12 protein-coding genes and 1 tRNA gene are annotated in these 14,957 nt (G+C 63.4%); 6 read left to right on the top strand and 7 right to left on the bottom strand.

The features are described 5' to 3' along the window. Positions 1-79: 79 nt before the first annotated feature. The 3 genes from JNB89_RS11590 to JNB89_RS11580 form a co-directional block, all read right to left on the bottom strand. The gene (locus JNB89_RS11590; RefSeq protein ID WP_013342398.1) at positions 80-340 is read right to left on the bottom strand and encodes a hypothetical protein; all 261 of its coding nucleotides are present in this window, start codon (positions 338-340) and stop codon (positions 80-82) included. Positions 341-533: 193 nt separating this feature from the next. Continuing rightward, on the bottom strand, positions 534-2,156 hold the full coding sequence (groL, locus tag JNB89_RS11585) for a chaperonin GroEL (protein ID WP_220362275.1): 1,623 nt from the start codon (positions 2,154-2,156) through the stop codon (positions 534-536). A gap of 33 nt (positions 2,157-2,189) precedes the next feature. Beyond that, on the bottom strand, positions 2,190-2,507 hold the full coding sequence (locus JNB89_RS11580; RefSeq protein ID WP_135891066.1) for a co-chaperone GroES: 318 nt from the start codon (positions 2,505-2,507) through the stop codon (positions 2,190-2,192). 415 nt (positions 2,508-2,922) lie between these two features. Here JNB89_RS11580 and JNB89_RS11575 point away from each other — a divergent pair, with 415 nt between their 5' ends. The 3 genes from JNB89_RS11575 (at position 2,923) to JNB89_RS11565 (ending at position 4,499) form a co-directional block, all read left to right on the top strand. Next, entirely contained in the window at positions 2,923-3,486 is a 564-nt protein-coding gene (locus JNB89_RS11575) for an Hsp20/alpha crystallin family protein (RefSeq protein ID WP_013342401.1), read from the top strand. A 74-nt stretch (positions 3,487-3,560) separates the two neighbouring features. Continuing rightward, positions 3,561-3,636 (top strand) — tRNA-Lys (locus tag JNB89_RS11570). 116 nt (positions 3,637-3,752) lie between these two features. Further along, complete coding sequence (locus JNB89_RS11565) at positions 3,753-4,499, top strand: ABC transporter substrate-binding protein (protein WP_167507794.1); 747 nt, start codon at positions 3,753-3,755, stop codon at positions 4,497-4,499. A gap of 108 nt (positions 4,500-4,607) precedes the next feature. Here JNB89_RS11565 and tehA read toward each other — a convergent pair whose 3' ends face one another. Further along, positions 4,608-5,645 carry a dicarboxylate transporter/tellurite-resistance protein TehA gene (gene tehA / locus JNB89_RS11560; protein WP_220362274.1) on the bottom strand — a complete coding sequence of 346 codons (1,038 nt, stop codon included), beginning with the start codon at positions 5,643-5,645 and terminating at the stop codon, positions 4,608-4,610. 258 nt (positions 5,646-5,903) lie between these two features. Then, positions 5,904-8,552, bottom strand: coding sequence for a PAS domain-containing hybrid sensor histidine kinase/response regulator (locus tag JNB89_RS11555; protein WP_220362273.1), 2,649 nt, complete (start codon positions 8,550-8,552; stop codon positions 5,904-5,906). Positions 8,553-8,901: 349 nt separating this feature from the next. Here JNB89_RS11555 and JNB89_RS11550 point away from each other — a divergent pair, with 349 nt between their 5' ends. Together JNB89_RS11550 and JNB89_RS11545 are read left to right on the top strand one after the other, a co-directional pair. After that, entirely contained in the window at positions 8,902-11,166 is a 2,265-nt protein-coding gene (locus tag JNB89_RS11550) for a filamentous hemagglutinin N-terminal domain-containing protein (protein WP_220362272.1), read from the top strand. A 94-nt stretch (positions 11,167-11,260) separates the two neighbouring features. Next, the gene (locus tag JNB89_RS11545) at positions 11,261-12,991 is read left to right on the top strand and encodes a ShlB/FhaC/HecB family hemolysin secretion/activation protein (protein WP_220362271.1); all 1,731 of its coding nucleotides are present in this window, start codon (positions 11,261-11,263) and stop codon (positions 12,989-12,991) included. A gap of 15 nt (positions 12,992-13,006) precedes the next feature. On the opposite strand, the gene JNB89_RS11540 is transcribed toward JNB89_RS11545, so the two are convergent. Beyond that, positions 13,007-13,699 (bottom strand): phosphatase PAP2 family protein, encoded by a 693-nt coding sequence (locus tag JNB89_RS11540; protein WP_220362270.1) that lies wholly within the window; start codon positions 13,697-13,699, stop codon positions 13,007-13,009. 223 nt (positions 13,700-13,922) lie between these two features. Here JNB89_RS11540 and JNB89_RS11535 point away from each other — a divergent pair, with 223 nt between their 5' ends. After that, on the top strand, positions 13,923-14,216 hold the full coding sequence (locus JNB89_RS11535) for a GYD domain-containing protein (protein ID WP_013342408.1): 294 nt from the start codon (positions 13,923-13,925) through the stop codon (positions 14,214-14,216). Positions 14,217-14,398: 182 nt separating this feature from the next. Here the strand turns inward: JNB89_RS11535 and JNB89_RS11530 are convergent, their stop codons facing one another. Then, positions 14,399-14,932, bottom strand: coding sequence for a GNAT family N-acetyltransferase (locus JNB89_RS11530; protein WP_220362269.1), 534 nt, complete (start codon positions 14,930-14,932; stop codon positions 14,399-14,401). Between the last annotated feature and the right edge of the window lie 25 nt (positions 14,933-14,957).

Genomic DNA, 14,957 nt, shown 5'->3' with positions numbered 1-14,957 from the left:
GATGCGGGATGCGGGAAGGCGCACGTTCCGTCGGCGTGGGCTTGCAAGCACGTGCGGCTGCGCACGTGCGCCTTGCTGCTCAGTGCGGCTGCTCGATCATCAGATAGCGGATCACCAGAGCGGGATCGGCGATATCGAGTATCAGGCGCCGCAAGATGCGCTTGCGCATGTGATTGTCGTCGAGCATCCACGGCCCGCCTGCATCGCTCAGATAACGGCATAGCGCGGCGCGCATGTCGGTGTCGGACGGCACGTTCAGGCGCACGGCAAGCAGGCCGGCCACTACGTCGTCGAGTTCCAGGGTCAATGGACGCGAGTCGATATTGAGCGTCAGTTCCATACGTCTTCGAGCGAGTCGAATGTCACGCAAGGCGGCTGCGGATCATGCAAAAAGCGGCTCCGCCAGCTGTAAAGATGGCGGAGCCGAACTGGAGCCGTGCCGGACCGGAGCCGAAGCCAAAGCCGAAGCCGAAGCCGAAGCCAGCCCGGCAATGGCAGCCGAACCTGCTCTACTGTTGCTCCTTGGGTACCCGTTAGTACTCCATCTCCGGCGCTGCGGCGGCGGCGGGCTTTTCTTCCTTCGGCGCTTCCGCGACGGTCGCGTCCGTCGTGAGAATGAGGCCCGCAACCGACGCCGCGTTCTGCAGCGCCGTGCGCGTCACTTTGGTCGGATCGACAACGCCTGCTTCGACCAGATCGCCGTACTGTCCCGTCGACGCGTCGTAACCGAAATTGCCCTTCCCTTCGAGCACTTTCGCGATGACGACCGACGGCTCGTCGCCCGCGTTCGAGGCAATGACGCGCAGCGGCGCTTCCAGCGCGCGCAGGACGATGCGGATGCCCGCGTCCTGGTCTGCGTTGGCGCCCCTCAGGTTAGCAATGGCCGAGCGGGCGCGCAGCAGGGCCACGCCGCCGCCCGGCACGATGCCTTCCTCCACTGCGGCGCGGGTCGCGTGCAATGCATCGTCCACGCGGTCTTTCTTTTCCTTCATCTCGACTTCCGTCGCCGCGCCCACCTTGATTACGGCGACGCCGCCCGCGAGCTTCGCGACGCGTTCCTGCAGCTTTTCGCGGTCATAGTCGCTGGTGGTTTCCGCGATCTGCGCACGAATGGCTTTCACGCGCGCCTCGATGCGTTGCTGCTGCCCGGCGCCGTCGATGATGATCGTGTCGTCCTTGCGCACTTCCACGCGCTTGGCGCTGCCGAGGTCTTCGAGCGTCGCTTTCTCGAGCTGCTTGCCGGTTTCCTCGGAAATGACGGTTGCGCCCGTGAGCACTGCAATGTCTTCGAGCATCGCCTTGCGGCGGTCGCCAAAACCGGGCGCCTTGACGGCCGCCACCTTGAGGACGCCGCGCATGGAATTGACGACGAGCGTTGCAAGCGCCTCGCCCTCCACGTCTTCCGCGACGATGAAGAGCGGCTTGCCCGCTTTTGCCGATGCCTCGAGAATCGGTAGCAGGTCGCGGACTGCGGATATCTTCTTGTCGTACAGCAGGATCAGCGGATCGTCGAGATACGCAGCCTGCCTGTCGGGATTGTTGATGAAGTACGGGCTCAGATAGCCGCGGTCGAACTGCATGCCCTCCACGACGTCGAGTTCGTTGTCGAGCGACTTGCCGTCTTCCACGGTAATCACGCCTTCCTTGCCGACCTTTTCCATTGCGTCCGCAATGATCTTGCCGATTGCTTCGTCGGCATTCGCAGAGATCGACGCGACCTGTGCAATTTCCTTGCTGGTCGAGATGCGCTTGGAGGTCCGCATCAGTTCGTCCAGCACGGCCGCGACCGCCTTGTCGATGCCACGCTTCAGATCCATCGGGTTCATGCCCGCGGCGACGTGTTTCATGCCTTCCTGCACGATGGATTGCGCGAGCACCGTGGCCGTGGTGGTGCCGTCGCCGGCCACGTCGGCCGTTTTCGAGGCCACCTGCTTGACGACCTGCGCGCCCATGTTCTCGAAGCGGTCCTTCAACTCGATCTCTTTCGCCACCGACACGCCGTCCTTGGTGATGACCGGCGCGCCGAAGCTGCGCTCGATCACCACGTTGCGGCCTTTCGGGCCGAGCGTCACTTTCACTGCATCGGCCAGCACGTTCACGCCCTTGACGATCCGGCTACGGGCGCTGTCGTGGAACCTGACATCTTTCGCACTCATCTTGTTGCTCCGGGGAAAGTCTTCAAACGGTTATCACGCGGCTTTGCGCTGCTCGGCGGCGTCTGCTTCGAACACGCCGATCACGTCTTCTTCGCGCATGACGAGCAGTTCCTCGCCATTGACCTTGACCGTCTGGCCCGCGTATTTGCCGAACAGAACGTGGTCGCCGACCTTCAGTTCGAGTGGTTGACGTTTGCCGTCCGTCAGCAGGCGCCCGTCGCCGACCGCTATTACCTCGCCCTGCTCGGGCTTTTCAGCGGCGGAGTCCGGAATCACGATGCCGGAGGCCGTCGTGCGTTGCCGCTCGATTCGCTTGACGACAACCCGGTCGTAGAGGGGACGAATGTGCATTTCCATCTCCTATGCGATAACAGATCACCAAAAAGGAATCCGGCTGCGCGGAAAGAGCGACGCGCCTGAACGCCCGCGTCGGGGCGCAGCCGTTGCCAGTGGGGTGGCGGAAAGCGAAATAGGGTTGTGTCGGGCGAGTTCAAGAGCCTGTTTTGCGGCCAGTTTGTAACAAAATTTTTCAGCCGCGGCCGCCGGATTTTCGGCCTTGGGCCGATGCAAAAAGCGAACTTGAAGTTCGTTGGACGTCGAACTATTTTATTTTCGGCTCGGCAGTCGCAATGTATGCGCTGCATGTTTCGAACGTACGCTGACAGCCGCGCTATGGGTCGCCATTCAGGCTCCGGGCAGCTTCGCGACGGCGCGCGTCGGGCGATGGCGACTCCGCGGTGCCAGTATCAAGCGGAAGGAGGATGCGATGAACACCGACCCGAAAAGGTGGAATCCTTTCAAGTTTCTTCGTGGCTCGGGCCGCAAACCCGAGGCAGACAGTGCGCGCGAGGCGTCGGCGAGCGAGCAGTGGCGCGCCGCGTGGCCTGACATTTCACGGCTTTTTCCGCGCGACCCGTGGCGCGCGGTCGAGGAGTTCTTTCACGATCCCTTTGCGGGCCGCGGCGCACTGGAACGATGGTTCGGCGACTTCAGCTCGTCGCGCTTCCAGCCGCGTATCGACGTGGTCGACGAAGGCAAGGTGCTGCGCGTGACGGTTGAACTGCCGGGAATGGAGCGCGAGGATCTGACGGTGAGCGTCGAAGACGGCGCGCTCGTGTTGCGCGGCGAGAAAAAGCAGGACGTGAATAGCGAAGAGGACGGCTGCTACCGGCTCGAGCGTGCATACGGAACCTTCGTTCGCACGATCCCGATGCCGGAGGAGGCCGATCCCGAACGTGCACTGGCCAAATTCGATAAAGGCGTGCTAACTTTAACGGTACCGAAGCAGGAGCGGCCCCGGGCCGCTAGCCGGACAATCGACATCGGCTAGCGGGAGCATCACTGGAGCCGCCACGGCTTTGTTAATGTCTGATAGACGCTCGGGGCAACGGGCGCGCGGAGGCCGGGTCGTTAGCTCAGCTGGTAGAGCAGCGGACTTTTAATCCGTTGGTCGGCGGTTCGAATCCGCCACGGCCTACCATGACGAGGAGTTGGCTCTGCTCGTCGCCGCCATGCCGTTCGTGCAACACCGCGAGCGCTGTACCGAACAGGCACCCCGCAATGCCTGCGCGCAACGCGCGGCTCCAACGAGACACCATGAACATCGATCAAACCGTCATCTCCGCATTCGCGCCCACGGGCAAGCTGCGTGCATCGATCAATCTCGGCAACCCGATTCTCGCCAACAAAAATCCGCAAACCGGCGAGCCGTTCGGCGTTTCCGTCGATCTCGCGCGCGCGTTTGCCGCGAAGCTTGGCGTCGAGCTCGAATTGGTCGTGTTCGACACGGCGGGCAAATCGGTGCAGGCGGTGAGCGAGGAGCGCGCCGACTTCGGTTTTTTCGCGGTCGATCCGTTGCGCGGCGAGACCATCGCGTTCACTGCGCCGTATGTGTTGATCGAAGGCTTCTATCTCGTGCGCGACGATTCGCCCGTGCGCACCAATGCGGACGTTGATCAGCCGCACAATCGCGTGGCGGTGGGCAAGGGTAGCGCCTATGACCTTTTCCTCACGCGTGAACTGAAAGCCGCGCAAATCGTGCGCGCGCCCACGTCGCCGACCGTCGTCAAGACGTTCGTTGAACAGGGGCTGGAAGTTGCGGCGGGAGTCAAGCAGCAACTCGAAGCGGATGCGCGCAATACACCCGGACTGCGCCTGCTCGGCGAGCGCTTCATGGTGATTCAACAGGCGATGGGTACGCCGAAGAGCCGAGGCGAAGCGGCGGCTGCTTTCCTGCGCGGCTTTGTCGAAGAAATGAAGGCGTCGGGCTTCGTCGCCGACTCGCTAAAGCGGCACGGCATTGCGGGGGCCTCGGTCGCGCCGGCGGCTTCGGTTGCGGCTTGAGTGGCGGCTTCGGTTGCGGCCTGATTTGCGTCTTGAATTGCGGCCGCCGGGCACTCGCTGCGAGCGCCCGGTGAGGCGCCGCCGAAGCCTGCCGGATCTTGCGGCGAGCTAGACGCCGGCAGCTTCGCCGGTTCGTCCGATGCGCGCATCCGCCGGTCCTTGCTTCGGCGTATTCGAAGCAGCAAGAGGGGCTGCGGTCGGCGGAACCAGTTTGCCTCGCACCAGCAAATCCAATGTCTTGACCGCGAGAATTCCGATAATCACATTGGCGAGCACGAACAGAACCGGCGCGGCCCCTGCCACTACACCGCCCGCGCCTCGCTCAGCCATACGCAGCGCCATGGTCGGCAACGCGGCCACGCCGAAGCTGAAAGCCCAGTAGCCAGGCACGAAGGGTTGTTGGCGAATCCACGGCAACAGGCGCAACAGCAGCAACGCGTGATAGAGGCCGTAGCCGAGCAGCATCAGTGCGAACATGTCGGGCGTCCCGCTCGTCAGTGCGACATAGGCCACACCACCCACGACCGGCGGCGCCAACTGAATGCCGAGCGTCGGCCGTAATGCCTCGGGCAGCGGTTCATGCACGGCGGCGCGATGCAGTACGAGCGATTCGATAGCGAGCCAGAACAGCACGCCCGCGCCGAAAAACAGGCTGCCCAACTGGTGAAAACCGAAAGCCGCGGAGGTCGCGCCGGCCACGAAGCTAGGCGCAACGGTCGGCAGGTAGATGGCCGGCGTGACGAGTTCGGGCTTGCGTCCACCTTGCCAGAGCCGCCCGTGCAAATACACGCCAAGCACAAGTTGCGTGAACGCGGCAATGCCGAACAACGCGAGTGCCAACCCATACGCATGCGGCTGCAACAGTTGCGCAGCCAGCATGCTCGACACGGGCCCCAGTGCGACGAACGACGACTGAACCGGATGCTGCAATTCCGCGCGGGCGTCGGCGGCATGCGTTCGCCACTTTTGTGCATATCCGACCAGAACCGCGAGCCATACCACCAAAGCCGCTACTGTCATCCCTGTTCCGATGGCGGCAGGCAGATGCCATAACCTGATTGCCACGCGCCATAAATTGGCAAGCGCCAGTGCGCCCACTGCGATGCCGAAGAACGAGGCCGGAATCGCGCTGCGAGTATTGTTCATCACCGATTCTCCGAAGTTGCGTCGCGCGCCAGGATTCCAGGGCGCGCAGTCGATGACGTACTGTAAGACGCTCACCGCAAACGCTGAACGCGAGGCACGCTCAACAAATGGCGCAATCGTCTCAATCTGGAGAGAGAGGAGAATCGTTCATGCCGGCCGCGAGTGCCGGTACGCAGCAGCGCAACTGCAGCGAAACCCGGAGTAGCGGATGCCGCGCCCCGCAACGGTTGACTTTACCGGCGAACGGAGTGCCCGGCCTCACTCCGCATGCGGCGAGGCGGCCGCAGGCGTCAGTTCCGCCAGCAGCGACATCAGATATTCGATGTCGACCGGCTTGACGAGGTGATGATCGAACCCTGCGGCCTGCACCCGCAGATGATCGTCGGCCTGGCCGTAGCCGGTCACCGCGATCAGCACGGGCCGGGTTTCGCCCCTCTGGCGAATCAGCCGTGCAAGTTCGTAGCCGTCGGTGTCCGGCAGGCCGATGTCGAGCAGCGCGGCGTCCACAGGCTCCGCTTGCGCTTTGGCCAGTGCCTCCTGTGCGGCATACGCGACATCCACGTGATAGCCCTCGCTCTCGCAAAGCAGCGCGAGCGAGTCGGCGGCGTCCTTGTTGTCGTCGACGATCAGCACGTGCAGCGAAGCGCGCTCCGCATGCGAGGCCCGGCGCGCCGACGGTTCGTCGTGCGACGACGTGGGCGCTTCGGGCGCGTGCGAGAGCGGCAGCCTGATCGACACTGTAGCGCCGCGGCCCGGTCCGGGGCTTGCAATGTCGATGCCGCCGCCGTGCAGTTCCACCAGCTTCTTCACCAGCGACAAACCGATGCCAAGACCGCCATGCGCCCGGTCGAGCGTGCGCTCGCCTTGCGCGAAGAGATCGAAGATGTGCGGCAGCAGATCGGATGAAATGCCGCTGCCGTTGTCTTCGATGGTGACGGTAGCGAAGCGCTCGTCGGCTAGCGCGGTGACGCACACGCTGCCGCCGGGGTCGGTGTACTTGCACGCGTTGTTCAGAACGTTGACGAGAATCTGCGACAGGCGCAGCGGGTCCGCGTGGAGCCAGACGGGCGCGGGCGGCAGCGTCACGGTCAGATGCTGGCTGCGCGAGGCCGCCATCGACGACACCGTTTCCAGCGCGCCATACACGGCGGTGCCAAGCAGCACTGGCTCGCGTCGAAGCACGATGCGCCCGTGCGTGATGCGCGACACTTCGAGCAGATCGTCGACGAGTTGCGCCATATGATCGACCTGCCGGCTCAGCATGCCGACAAGTTCGCACGACTTCATGCCCGCTTCTTTCTCGCGGCGCAGCAGTGCAATGGCGTTGCGCATCGGCGCGAGCGGATTGCGCAGTTCGTGCGCGAGCATTGCGAGGAATTCGTCCTTGCGGCGGTCGGTTTCGCGCAACGCCAGTTCGAGCGTCTTGCGCTGCGTGATATCCACCGCGCTTGCGATCACGCGCCAGGGGTTGCCGTCTGCATCACGCTGCAACACGGCCTGGCTTTGCAGCCAGTGTTCGTGGCCGCGCATCATGATGCGGAATTCCAGCGGCTTGTCGAATTCGCCGGTAAGCGCGACGCGCCGCATTGCGGCGTCCACGGCGGCGCGGTCGTCGCTATGCACGCGCTGCAGCGCCGCGTCGTACGGCAGCCCGGTCGGCCCAGCCAGCCCGCGTGGCGCTGCCTCGACGCTGTCCCAACAGACTGTCCATGAATCGAGCGCCAGATAGCCGATGGTCATTTTCGCCGCGCGCATGGCCACCTGCAGACGCAGATTGCGTTCTTCGAGCGCAGCGGCCGCGGCGCGCTCGTCAGTCACGTCCGTTGCCATGCAGAACCATTCGCGCAGCGTGCCGTCGTCGTCGCGCAAGGGCGCGGCACGCGCGGACATGGTGCGCCAACTGCCGTCGCGCCGGCGCAGCCGGAAAGTCATCGAACCCGGCATTTCGGATTTGACGATGGCCGACCAGTTGTCGCGCGCGCATTCCTGGTCGTCGGGATGAACCAGCTCGAGCCATCCGCAACGCGCGCTCAGGCCCTCTTCGGGAGCGAACGACTGCCAGTTGCCGAGTTGTTTCGTGTGCCCGGCCGCGTCCGCTATCCACGTCAGTTCCGAACTCGCTTCGACAAGCGCGCGATAGCGCTGTTCGCTGCGCTCGCGTTCAGTCTGCGCGTCGTGCTGTTCGGTGATGTCGTAGGTGACGCCGAATACCCGTTCGATCGCCGTGCCCGCACCGCAATCCGTTTCGCCGCGCGTGCGCAGCCACAAACGTCGCCCGTCCTCGAGTTCAATCGGAAAGTCGAGCTCGAACGGAACGCACTGGTGCAAGCGGCCGGTCAACTCGCGCGCGAACCATGCACGATAGCTCTCGGGAATCCGGTCGAACAGCCATTGCAACGGTACTTCTGCTTCGTGCCGTTCGAGTCCGTAGATTTGCGCGAGCTGCGCGCTGATGCGCGCGGTGCGGCTACCCATGTCCCATTCCCAGGCGCCGACGCGCGCTGCGTCGAGCGCGAAACGCAGACGTCGCTCGCCGACTTCGTAGGCTTCGCCGGCCTGCACGAAGTCGTCGATGTCCATCGCGATGCCGCACGCGCCGCAGACCGTGCGTGCGTCGTCGAAAATGGGCTGAATACGGAGTTTGTGCCAGCGGTAGCGACCGTCGAAACGCTTCAGGCGCGCGTTCACCTTCGCGCTTTCGCCTGCTGTCAGCGCCTTGCGCCACGCGTCGAGCACTTTCTTGACATCGAGTTCGAGAACGAACTGGTCCCAATGGATCGTGGTGTTCGGCGCGAACGGATTGCCGAGGTACTTGCGGCACGCAATGTTGGCATACGTGACGATTCCTCGTGCTTCAGCGGTCCACACGAGAGCCGGTACCTGATCGGCAATTTCGTTGTTGCTCATTGCGTTGTCAATCGCACTGTCTTACCGCCTCGAAAAAACGTCTGTTCAGTTAGCGAGTGAGATTGAGGCACTGCGCTGCCGAAGCAGGGCTAGTGCCAATGGTCGTGTGCGCGCCGTCTCGCTGCTATAGGGGAAACCATGAGTTCGCGCCCCCATTGCGACGCTTCGCCGCTCATGCCTTGGCCAAATCCGCAGACCTTTAGGCGCAATACGTCGATATGCCGCTTCCTTCTGCTCATTGTGCGCCTGAAACCGGCTGCAATAATACGGGCGTGCCACAGTTGACCGACCCGCGAGAGCCGCATGACATCTGAGCATACGGCGCGCCTTGCGTGGCACAGGAGACGTGATGAACAGAATTGCGCTTGCAGCATGCGACCATAACCATTCACGTCCGCGCAAGGGGCGACTAGCGCTCCTGCCGCTTGTTGCGGCGCTACTGTGCTGCGCGAGTCCATTCGACGCGCGGGCCGCGGGTGCATTGCCCGCGGGCGGGCAATTCGTCGGCGGCAGCGGGTCGATCGGCAGTAACGGCACGACGGTGACAGTCACGCAGGGCTCCAGCCGCGGCGTGGTCGACTGGAACAGCTTTTCGATCGGCAGCGGCAACCGCGTAGTGTTTGCCAACGGCAACGGCGCGACGCTCAACCGTGTGACCGGCGGCTCGCCGTCAGCGATTCTCGGCACGCTCACTGCAAGCGGCAGCGTTTATCTGATCAACCCCCAAGGCATTCTTGTCGGACCGCGCGGCGTCGTTTCGACGAACGGACGCTTCGTCGCGTCCACGCTCGACGTTGCGAGCACCGATGCCTTCATGAACGGCGGGCCGCTCACGCTGTCGGGCAATTCGAGCGCGGGCGTGGTCAATCTCGGCACGATCGCCTCCGGCAGCGGCGACGTGTTCCTCATTGCACGACAGCAGGTTGGTAACGCCGGCACCATCAGCGCGCCGAACGGCACCGTCGAACTGGCGGTCGGGCAGCAGGTGCTGCTGCAGGATTCGTCGACGGGCCGCCAGGTGTTCGTGCAGCCGACTCAGCAGGGCGCGGGCGGAACGATCATGAACGGCGGCCTGATCCAGGCGGCGCAAGTCAGCTTGCAAGCCGTGGACGGCAACATCTACGCGCTCGCCGGCAATCGCGAGGCAATTCGTGCGACGGGCACGGCCACGCGCGACGGCCATGTGTGGCTGATCGCGGGGCACGGTACGTTGCAGCCGGGCGGCGCAATCGAAGCAAGCGGCGGCACCGTCGACATGAGCGCGGATAACGTGGTGTTTCCGATGGGCGGCACGACGGTGCGTGCGAATCAATGGAACATCGCGACGTCCGCCTTCACCGTCGACGACAATGCTGCGCGCGCGCTGTCGGCGGGCCTCGGCACCGGCACATCGGTCAATCTGCAGACGACCGGCGCGAACGGCGGCAGCGGCAACATAGACGTGAACTCGGGCATTGCGTGGCAAGGCAACGGGTCGCTCACGCTCGCGGCGTATGGCAACCTCAGCATCGCGCAAGGCGCAACGCTTGCCAACCAGGGCAGTGGCAACCTGATCCTGCGCGCGGATGCCGCGAGCCTCGATAACGGCGGCAGCATCGCGAACCGCGGCGTGATCGACTGGTCGCGCAGCACGGGGCTCGTGACTGCGCTTTACGACATGAACGGCAGCTACAGCGCCGGCACCCTGCTCGGCAACCCTGCATGGAGCGCCGCGCCCGGCAGCGGGCAGCTTACGCAGATCACGGCGTACAAGCTCGTCAACAACGTCACGGACCTGCAGAACATTTCGCAGGATCTCGCGGGCAACTATGCGCTCGGCACGGACATTGACGCGAGCGGCTATACCTTGGCGCCGCTCGGCAATCACACCACGCCCTTCACCGGCCAGTTCGACGGCATGTGGCACAGCGTGCGCAACGCGCGCATCGAGGTCGCCGACTTCAGCAAGGATTATTCGTCCGGGCTGTTCGGCGTGGTGGGGCTCGCGGGCGTGCTGCGCGACGTGGGCGTGGAAGACGGCTATGTCAGCACGAGTCACCTGGGCAGCGGCCTGCTGGCCGGCGTGAATCAAGGTGTGATTGCGAATGCGCATTCGAGCGGCGTGGCGATGGAAATCTATCAGAACGGCACGACCTTCGGCGGACTGGTAGGCCGCAATGAAGGCGCCGTGGAGCGCTCGTGGAGCAGCGCCGCAATTTCGGGCTCGGACGCGAATGGCGGGCTCGTGGGCTACAACCTGGGATCGATTGCACAGTCGTATGCGACGGGCAGCGTGAAGCCCGTTTTCTCGACCGGCTACGGCGGTGGACTGGTCGGTATCAACGACGGAAGCGTCAGCCAGTCGTTTGCGACAGGTGAGGTTCAAACGCGAAGCATGCCGACGCATGGCGTAATTGCGTTCGGCTCTGGCACGCTCGCGTCGGACGTCTACTGGAACAAGGAGACGACCGGGCAGCCTGCGAGCGGCGGTAGCCTGCCGCCCTCCAACGGGCTCACCACCGCGCAGATGAGCGACCCCGCCAGCTTCGCGGGCTATGACTTCGGCGCCGACGGCGCATGGGCGATGCCGTCTGGCGCGACGCAGCCTGTGTTGCGCTGGCAGCTTGCGCATTAGCCTGGGCATTGGCCTGCGCACCGGGCGGCGCATCCGGTGGCGCGTCAGGCGGCGCGGTTCGTGCCGGGGTGCGCCGTCGTCGCGCGCAGAACGTATGCGTTGGTTCAAGCTCGCGCCGTGCGTGGTGTTTGCGCTGTACGCTGGGGCTGCGGTCGCGCAGGCCTGGCGCGACGTTGCCCCGCAACCCGCTCCGCCGACGCCGCGTAGTGCGCCGTCGCAACCTTCCGCGCCATCCGTGGAGAACGCGACGCAGATTGCAGTGGGCCGGCTCGAAGGTCTGGTGTTCGAAGTCGCGGGCACGACCGAGCCTTCCACGGCAACGCAGGCCCGCGTTACCGCCGCGCATCTGCCGGTTCTGGACGCCGCATTTCTGCACAGGTTCGACAGCGACATCGGCAAGCCGCTCACGTTCTCGCGCCTTGCGGAGATACGCCGCGCCGTGGTCGAGCGTTATCGTGCCGCCGGCAAACCGCTCGTGGACGTGTACGTGCCCGAGCAGGACGTGAGCGCGGGCGTCGTGCATATCGCAGTGGCGGAGTTTCGCCTCGGCGAGGTGCGCACCAGCGGCAACCGCTACTTCTCCGACGATCTGCTGAAACGCGAAATGCCGCTCGAGGCTGGCGGCCCCATTTTGCAGTCGGACGTTTCGCTGGGCCTTGCGGTGCTTAACGCGAATCCCTATCGGCATGTGGATGCGGTATTCGCGCCAGGGCAAGCCGCGAATTCAACCGACGTCATTTTGCAGACCGACGACCGTTTGCCGTTGCGCGTGAACGCCGGCTACGACAACGCCGGTGTGCGCGATCTCGGCCGCGACCGTTTCTTCGCGGGCATCGACTACGGCAACCTGTTCGGTCTCGATCAGCACGTCGCGTATCAGTTCACGGCGAGCAACGACTTTTTCAGCGGCAATCCCGACATTGAAGGACGGGCAAATCGCGCTCGCTTCCTGGCTCACGCGCTCAGTTATATTGCGCCGCTGCCGTGGCACGACAGCATCGAACTGTTTGGTGTCTATGCGCAAAGTACGCCGCGTCTGCCGGACAGTTACGGGCAAACCGGCATTTCCGCGCAAATGAGCGTTCGCTACGACTGGCGTTTGCCGACTACAAGCGATACCGCTCAGCTCGTGCAGTTTGGTTATGACTTCAAACGCAGCAACAACGATCTTGAATTCGGCGGCTTTCAGGTGTTCAACTCGAACACGCATGTGCATCAATTTCTGCTCACCTACGATCTCAGCAAGCCCGGCGATGCGGGCGCCGCGCATGCATCGGCGACGCTCGTGGCAAGCCCGGGCGGCCTCGACGGCTCCAACAGCGACACCGCGTTCGACGCCGCGCGGCACGGCGCGACTGCCCGCTACGCGTATCTGCAGATTGCCGCACAGCGCGCGTTCGCACTCGGTGCGGGCTTTACGTTAAACGCGCGCGGCACGTTTCAGTGGACGCCCAATACCTTGTTGCCGAGCGAGGAAATGGGCCTTGGCGGAGAGTCCAGCGTGCGCGGCTACGAGCCCTATGTGGTGCTGGGCGATCGCGGCTGGAACGTACAGACCGAATTGCGCACGCCGGTCTTGCCCTTCGGCGTGAGCGGCGCTGCCGCGCAGCCTTTTGTGTTTGTCGACGCCGGCCATGTATGGAACCGGATCGATCAGCCTGCGGAGGCCGGCAATGCGTCGCTCGTCAGCGTGGGCGCGGGCGTGCGTTTTCAATGGTCGCGCTTCGTTGATTTTCGCTGCACGTACGGTGTGCCGCTGCGTGCGCCGACTCCCGGCGCATCCAAGGCGCCGATGGTGCTGCTGTTCGTTTCCATCGGCACATAAAGCGCGTACGGCAAGCTAAATATGAGCGAGCACGCTGCTTGCCAGCTTGCGCAACTCGTCGAACTGGGTGACCAGTTCAAGGCACAGCACGAAGGCCAGCATTGCGGAAGGTCCCGGATAGCGCTCGACCCATCGCAGGAACACAGCCGAAGTGCGGGCGCGAACGGCCTCGCGCGTCATGGCGTACGTGATGACAATTCCAATGGCGGCGCCGACGATCAGATCAGTGGGATAGTGAAAGCCGAGATACGCACGCGGAACGCAGATGAACAGCACCGTGTACGCGAGCGCCAGCAGGCCGATTCTTCTCCACACGAGAAAGATGCCGGTGGCAATGGCCATCCACAGCATGGCGTGGTCGCTCGGGAACGAGCTCCACGATGTCAGCAATGCGTCTTTCGACACGCTGGTCGCAAATTGAAGGTTCAGTTCGGAACTGTAGACCGGGCGTACCCTGAACGGCAGCCAATGGGTTAGCGCCCTTCCTATGAACAGTGCGAGTACGCCGCTCAGTATTGTCGCAATGACCATTTCGCGACGCCACGTGCTGCGCTCATCTGACTGGAACCACATGCACCACAACAACGGAATGAGCAGCAGGCCTTTGAAGGTGTACAGATCTGCGATTGCCTGAATTGCATGGGTGAGGAAGAAGCCAAGGTGGACGTTCGAGAGATACGTCTCGATGGTTGTGTCGAAGCTATTCATTGTTTTGTGGGTATTTAAAGACTTGTATGACGCCGCCGAACCGTCTCCCTGTACTGCTGCGCGGCATACACCATATTTGTGACAAAACGGCTAGTGGTTAGTGTACCTGATGACTAATGATCGACGATATTTCACTAGATGCGTTGCCTATACTGGGCTTACGCGCCGGAGGCCCGTCCTGCGCGTCCGGGTCCCCGGCAAGCAACGGGAAAGGGGAAACGTCATGGCGACTTATGTGGTTCTTGCGCAATTTACTGACCAGGGCATGCGCAACATAAAGAACAGCGCGCAGCGCGCCGGCCAGGCAGCGGAAATGGCCAGGAGCTTCGGCTGTGAAATGAAGCAGATCTATTGGACGATGGGGCAGTACGACATTGTCACCGTCATTGAAGCGCCCGATGAACAGAGCTTCATGTCATTTGGTTTTGCGCTTGGTTCAGCGGGGAATGTGAGAACGCAGACCCTTCGTGCGTTCTCGAAAGATGAATTCAGCGCGTGCCTTGGCAAGCTGCCGTAAAGCGTTGGCAATAGAAGCACTGGATTCACTGCGGCGGCTGGGTAGCGGGAGCAACGTTCGCTATCCGGCTGTTCTTTGGGCACGGGTTGTTTAGGCACGCGTTGAATCGCCCGTGTCTTTCGAGTGCTGATTCTCACGAGCGCTGATGTGCAGCGCACAGGTCAGGCGGTAGCGTCGATCGGTCACGCAAAAAGCTGCTTGTGAAAGAAAGTCGTGCCGCAGAATGTGCCGTCCGGCATCAGCGCATAGTTGGGCACTTCGCCCACACGTTGCCAGCCCGCCCGCGCGTAAAGTCGTTCCGCGTCGCCACCTGTGACGGTGTCGAGCACGAGCACGGATTTGCCGGCGCGTCGGGCTTCTTCGTCGACAGCCGCGAGGAGGCGCGCCGCGATGCCTCTGCGCCTCGCTTCCCGGTGCACGAGCATCTTGGCGACATCCGCGCGATGCGGCTGATTCTCGGGCTGGGCCGTGACGAGTTGCACGGTGCCCGCAAGCTTGCCCTCGGGATATTCGGCGACGAGCAGAATGCGCTCGTCGCGGGCCACGCCGTCAGCGACGTGTTGCCAGAATTGCAGCGCAGTTTGCTTCGAAATCGGCAACATGAAGCTGACCGATGCGCCGCCCTCCACACAGTCGATCAGCAGATCGGCGAGTGAATCGACATAGGTCATCGCTTCGTCGGCATGAAGACGTCGAACGCTTATCGTGTCGGTCATATGTGACTCCGTGAGTCGAAAGGCA

The sequence above is a fragment of the Paraburkholderia phenoliruptrix genome (genome assembly GCF_019511605.1).
Taxonomy (GTDB): domain Bacteria; phylum Pseudomonadota; class Gammaproteobacteria; order Burkholderiales; family Burkholderiaceae; genus Paraburkholderia; species Paraburkholderia phenoliruptrix_A.
The sequence above is the reverse complement of the archived record's forward strand: the minus strand, read 5'-3'. Positions and strand labels throughout refer to the sequence as shown.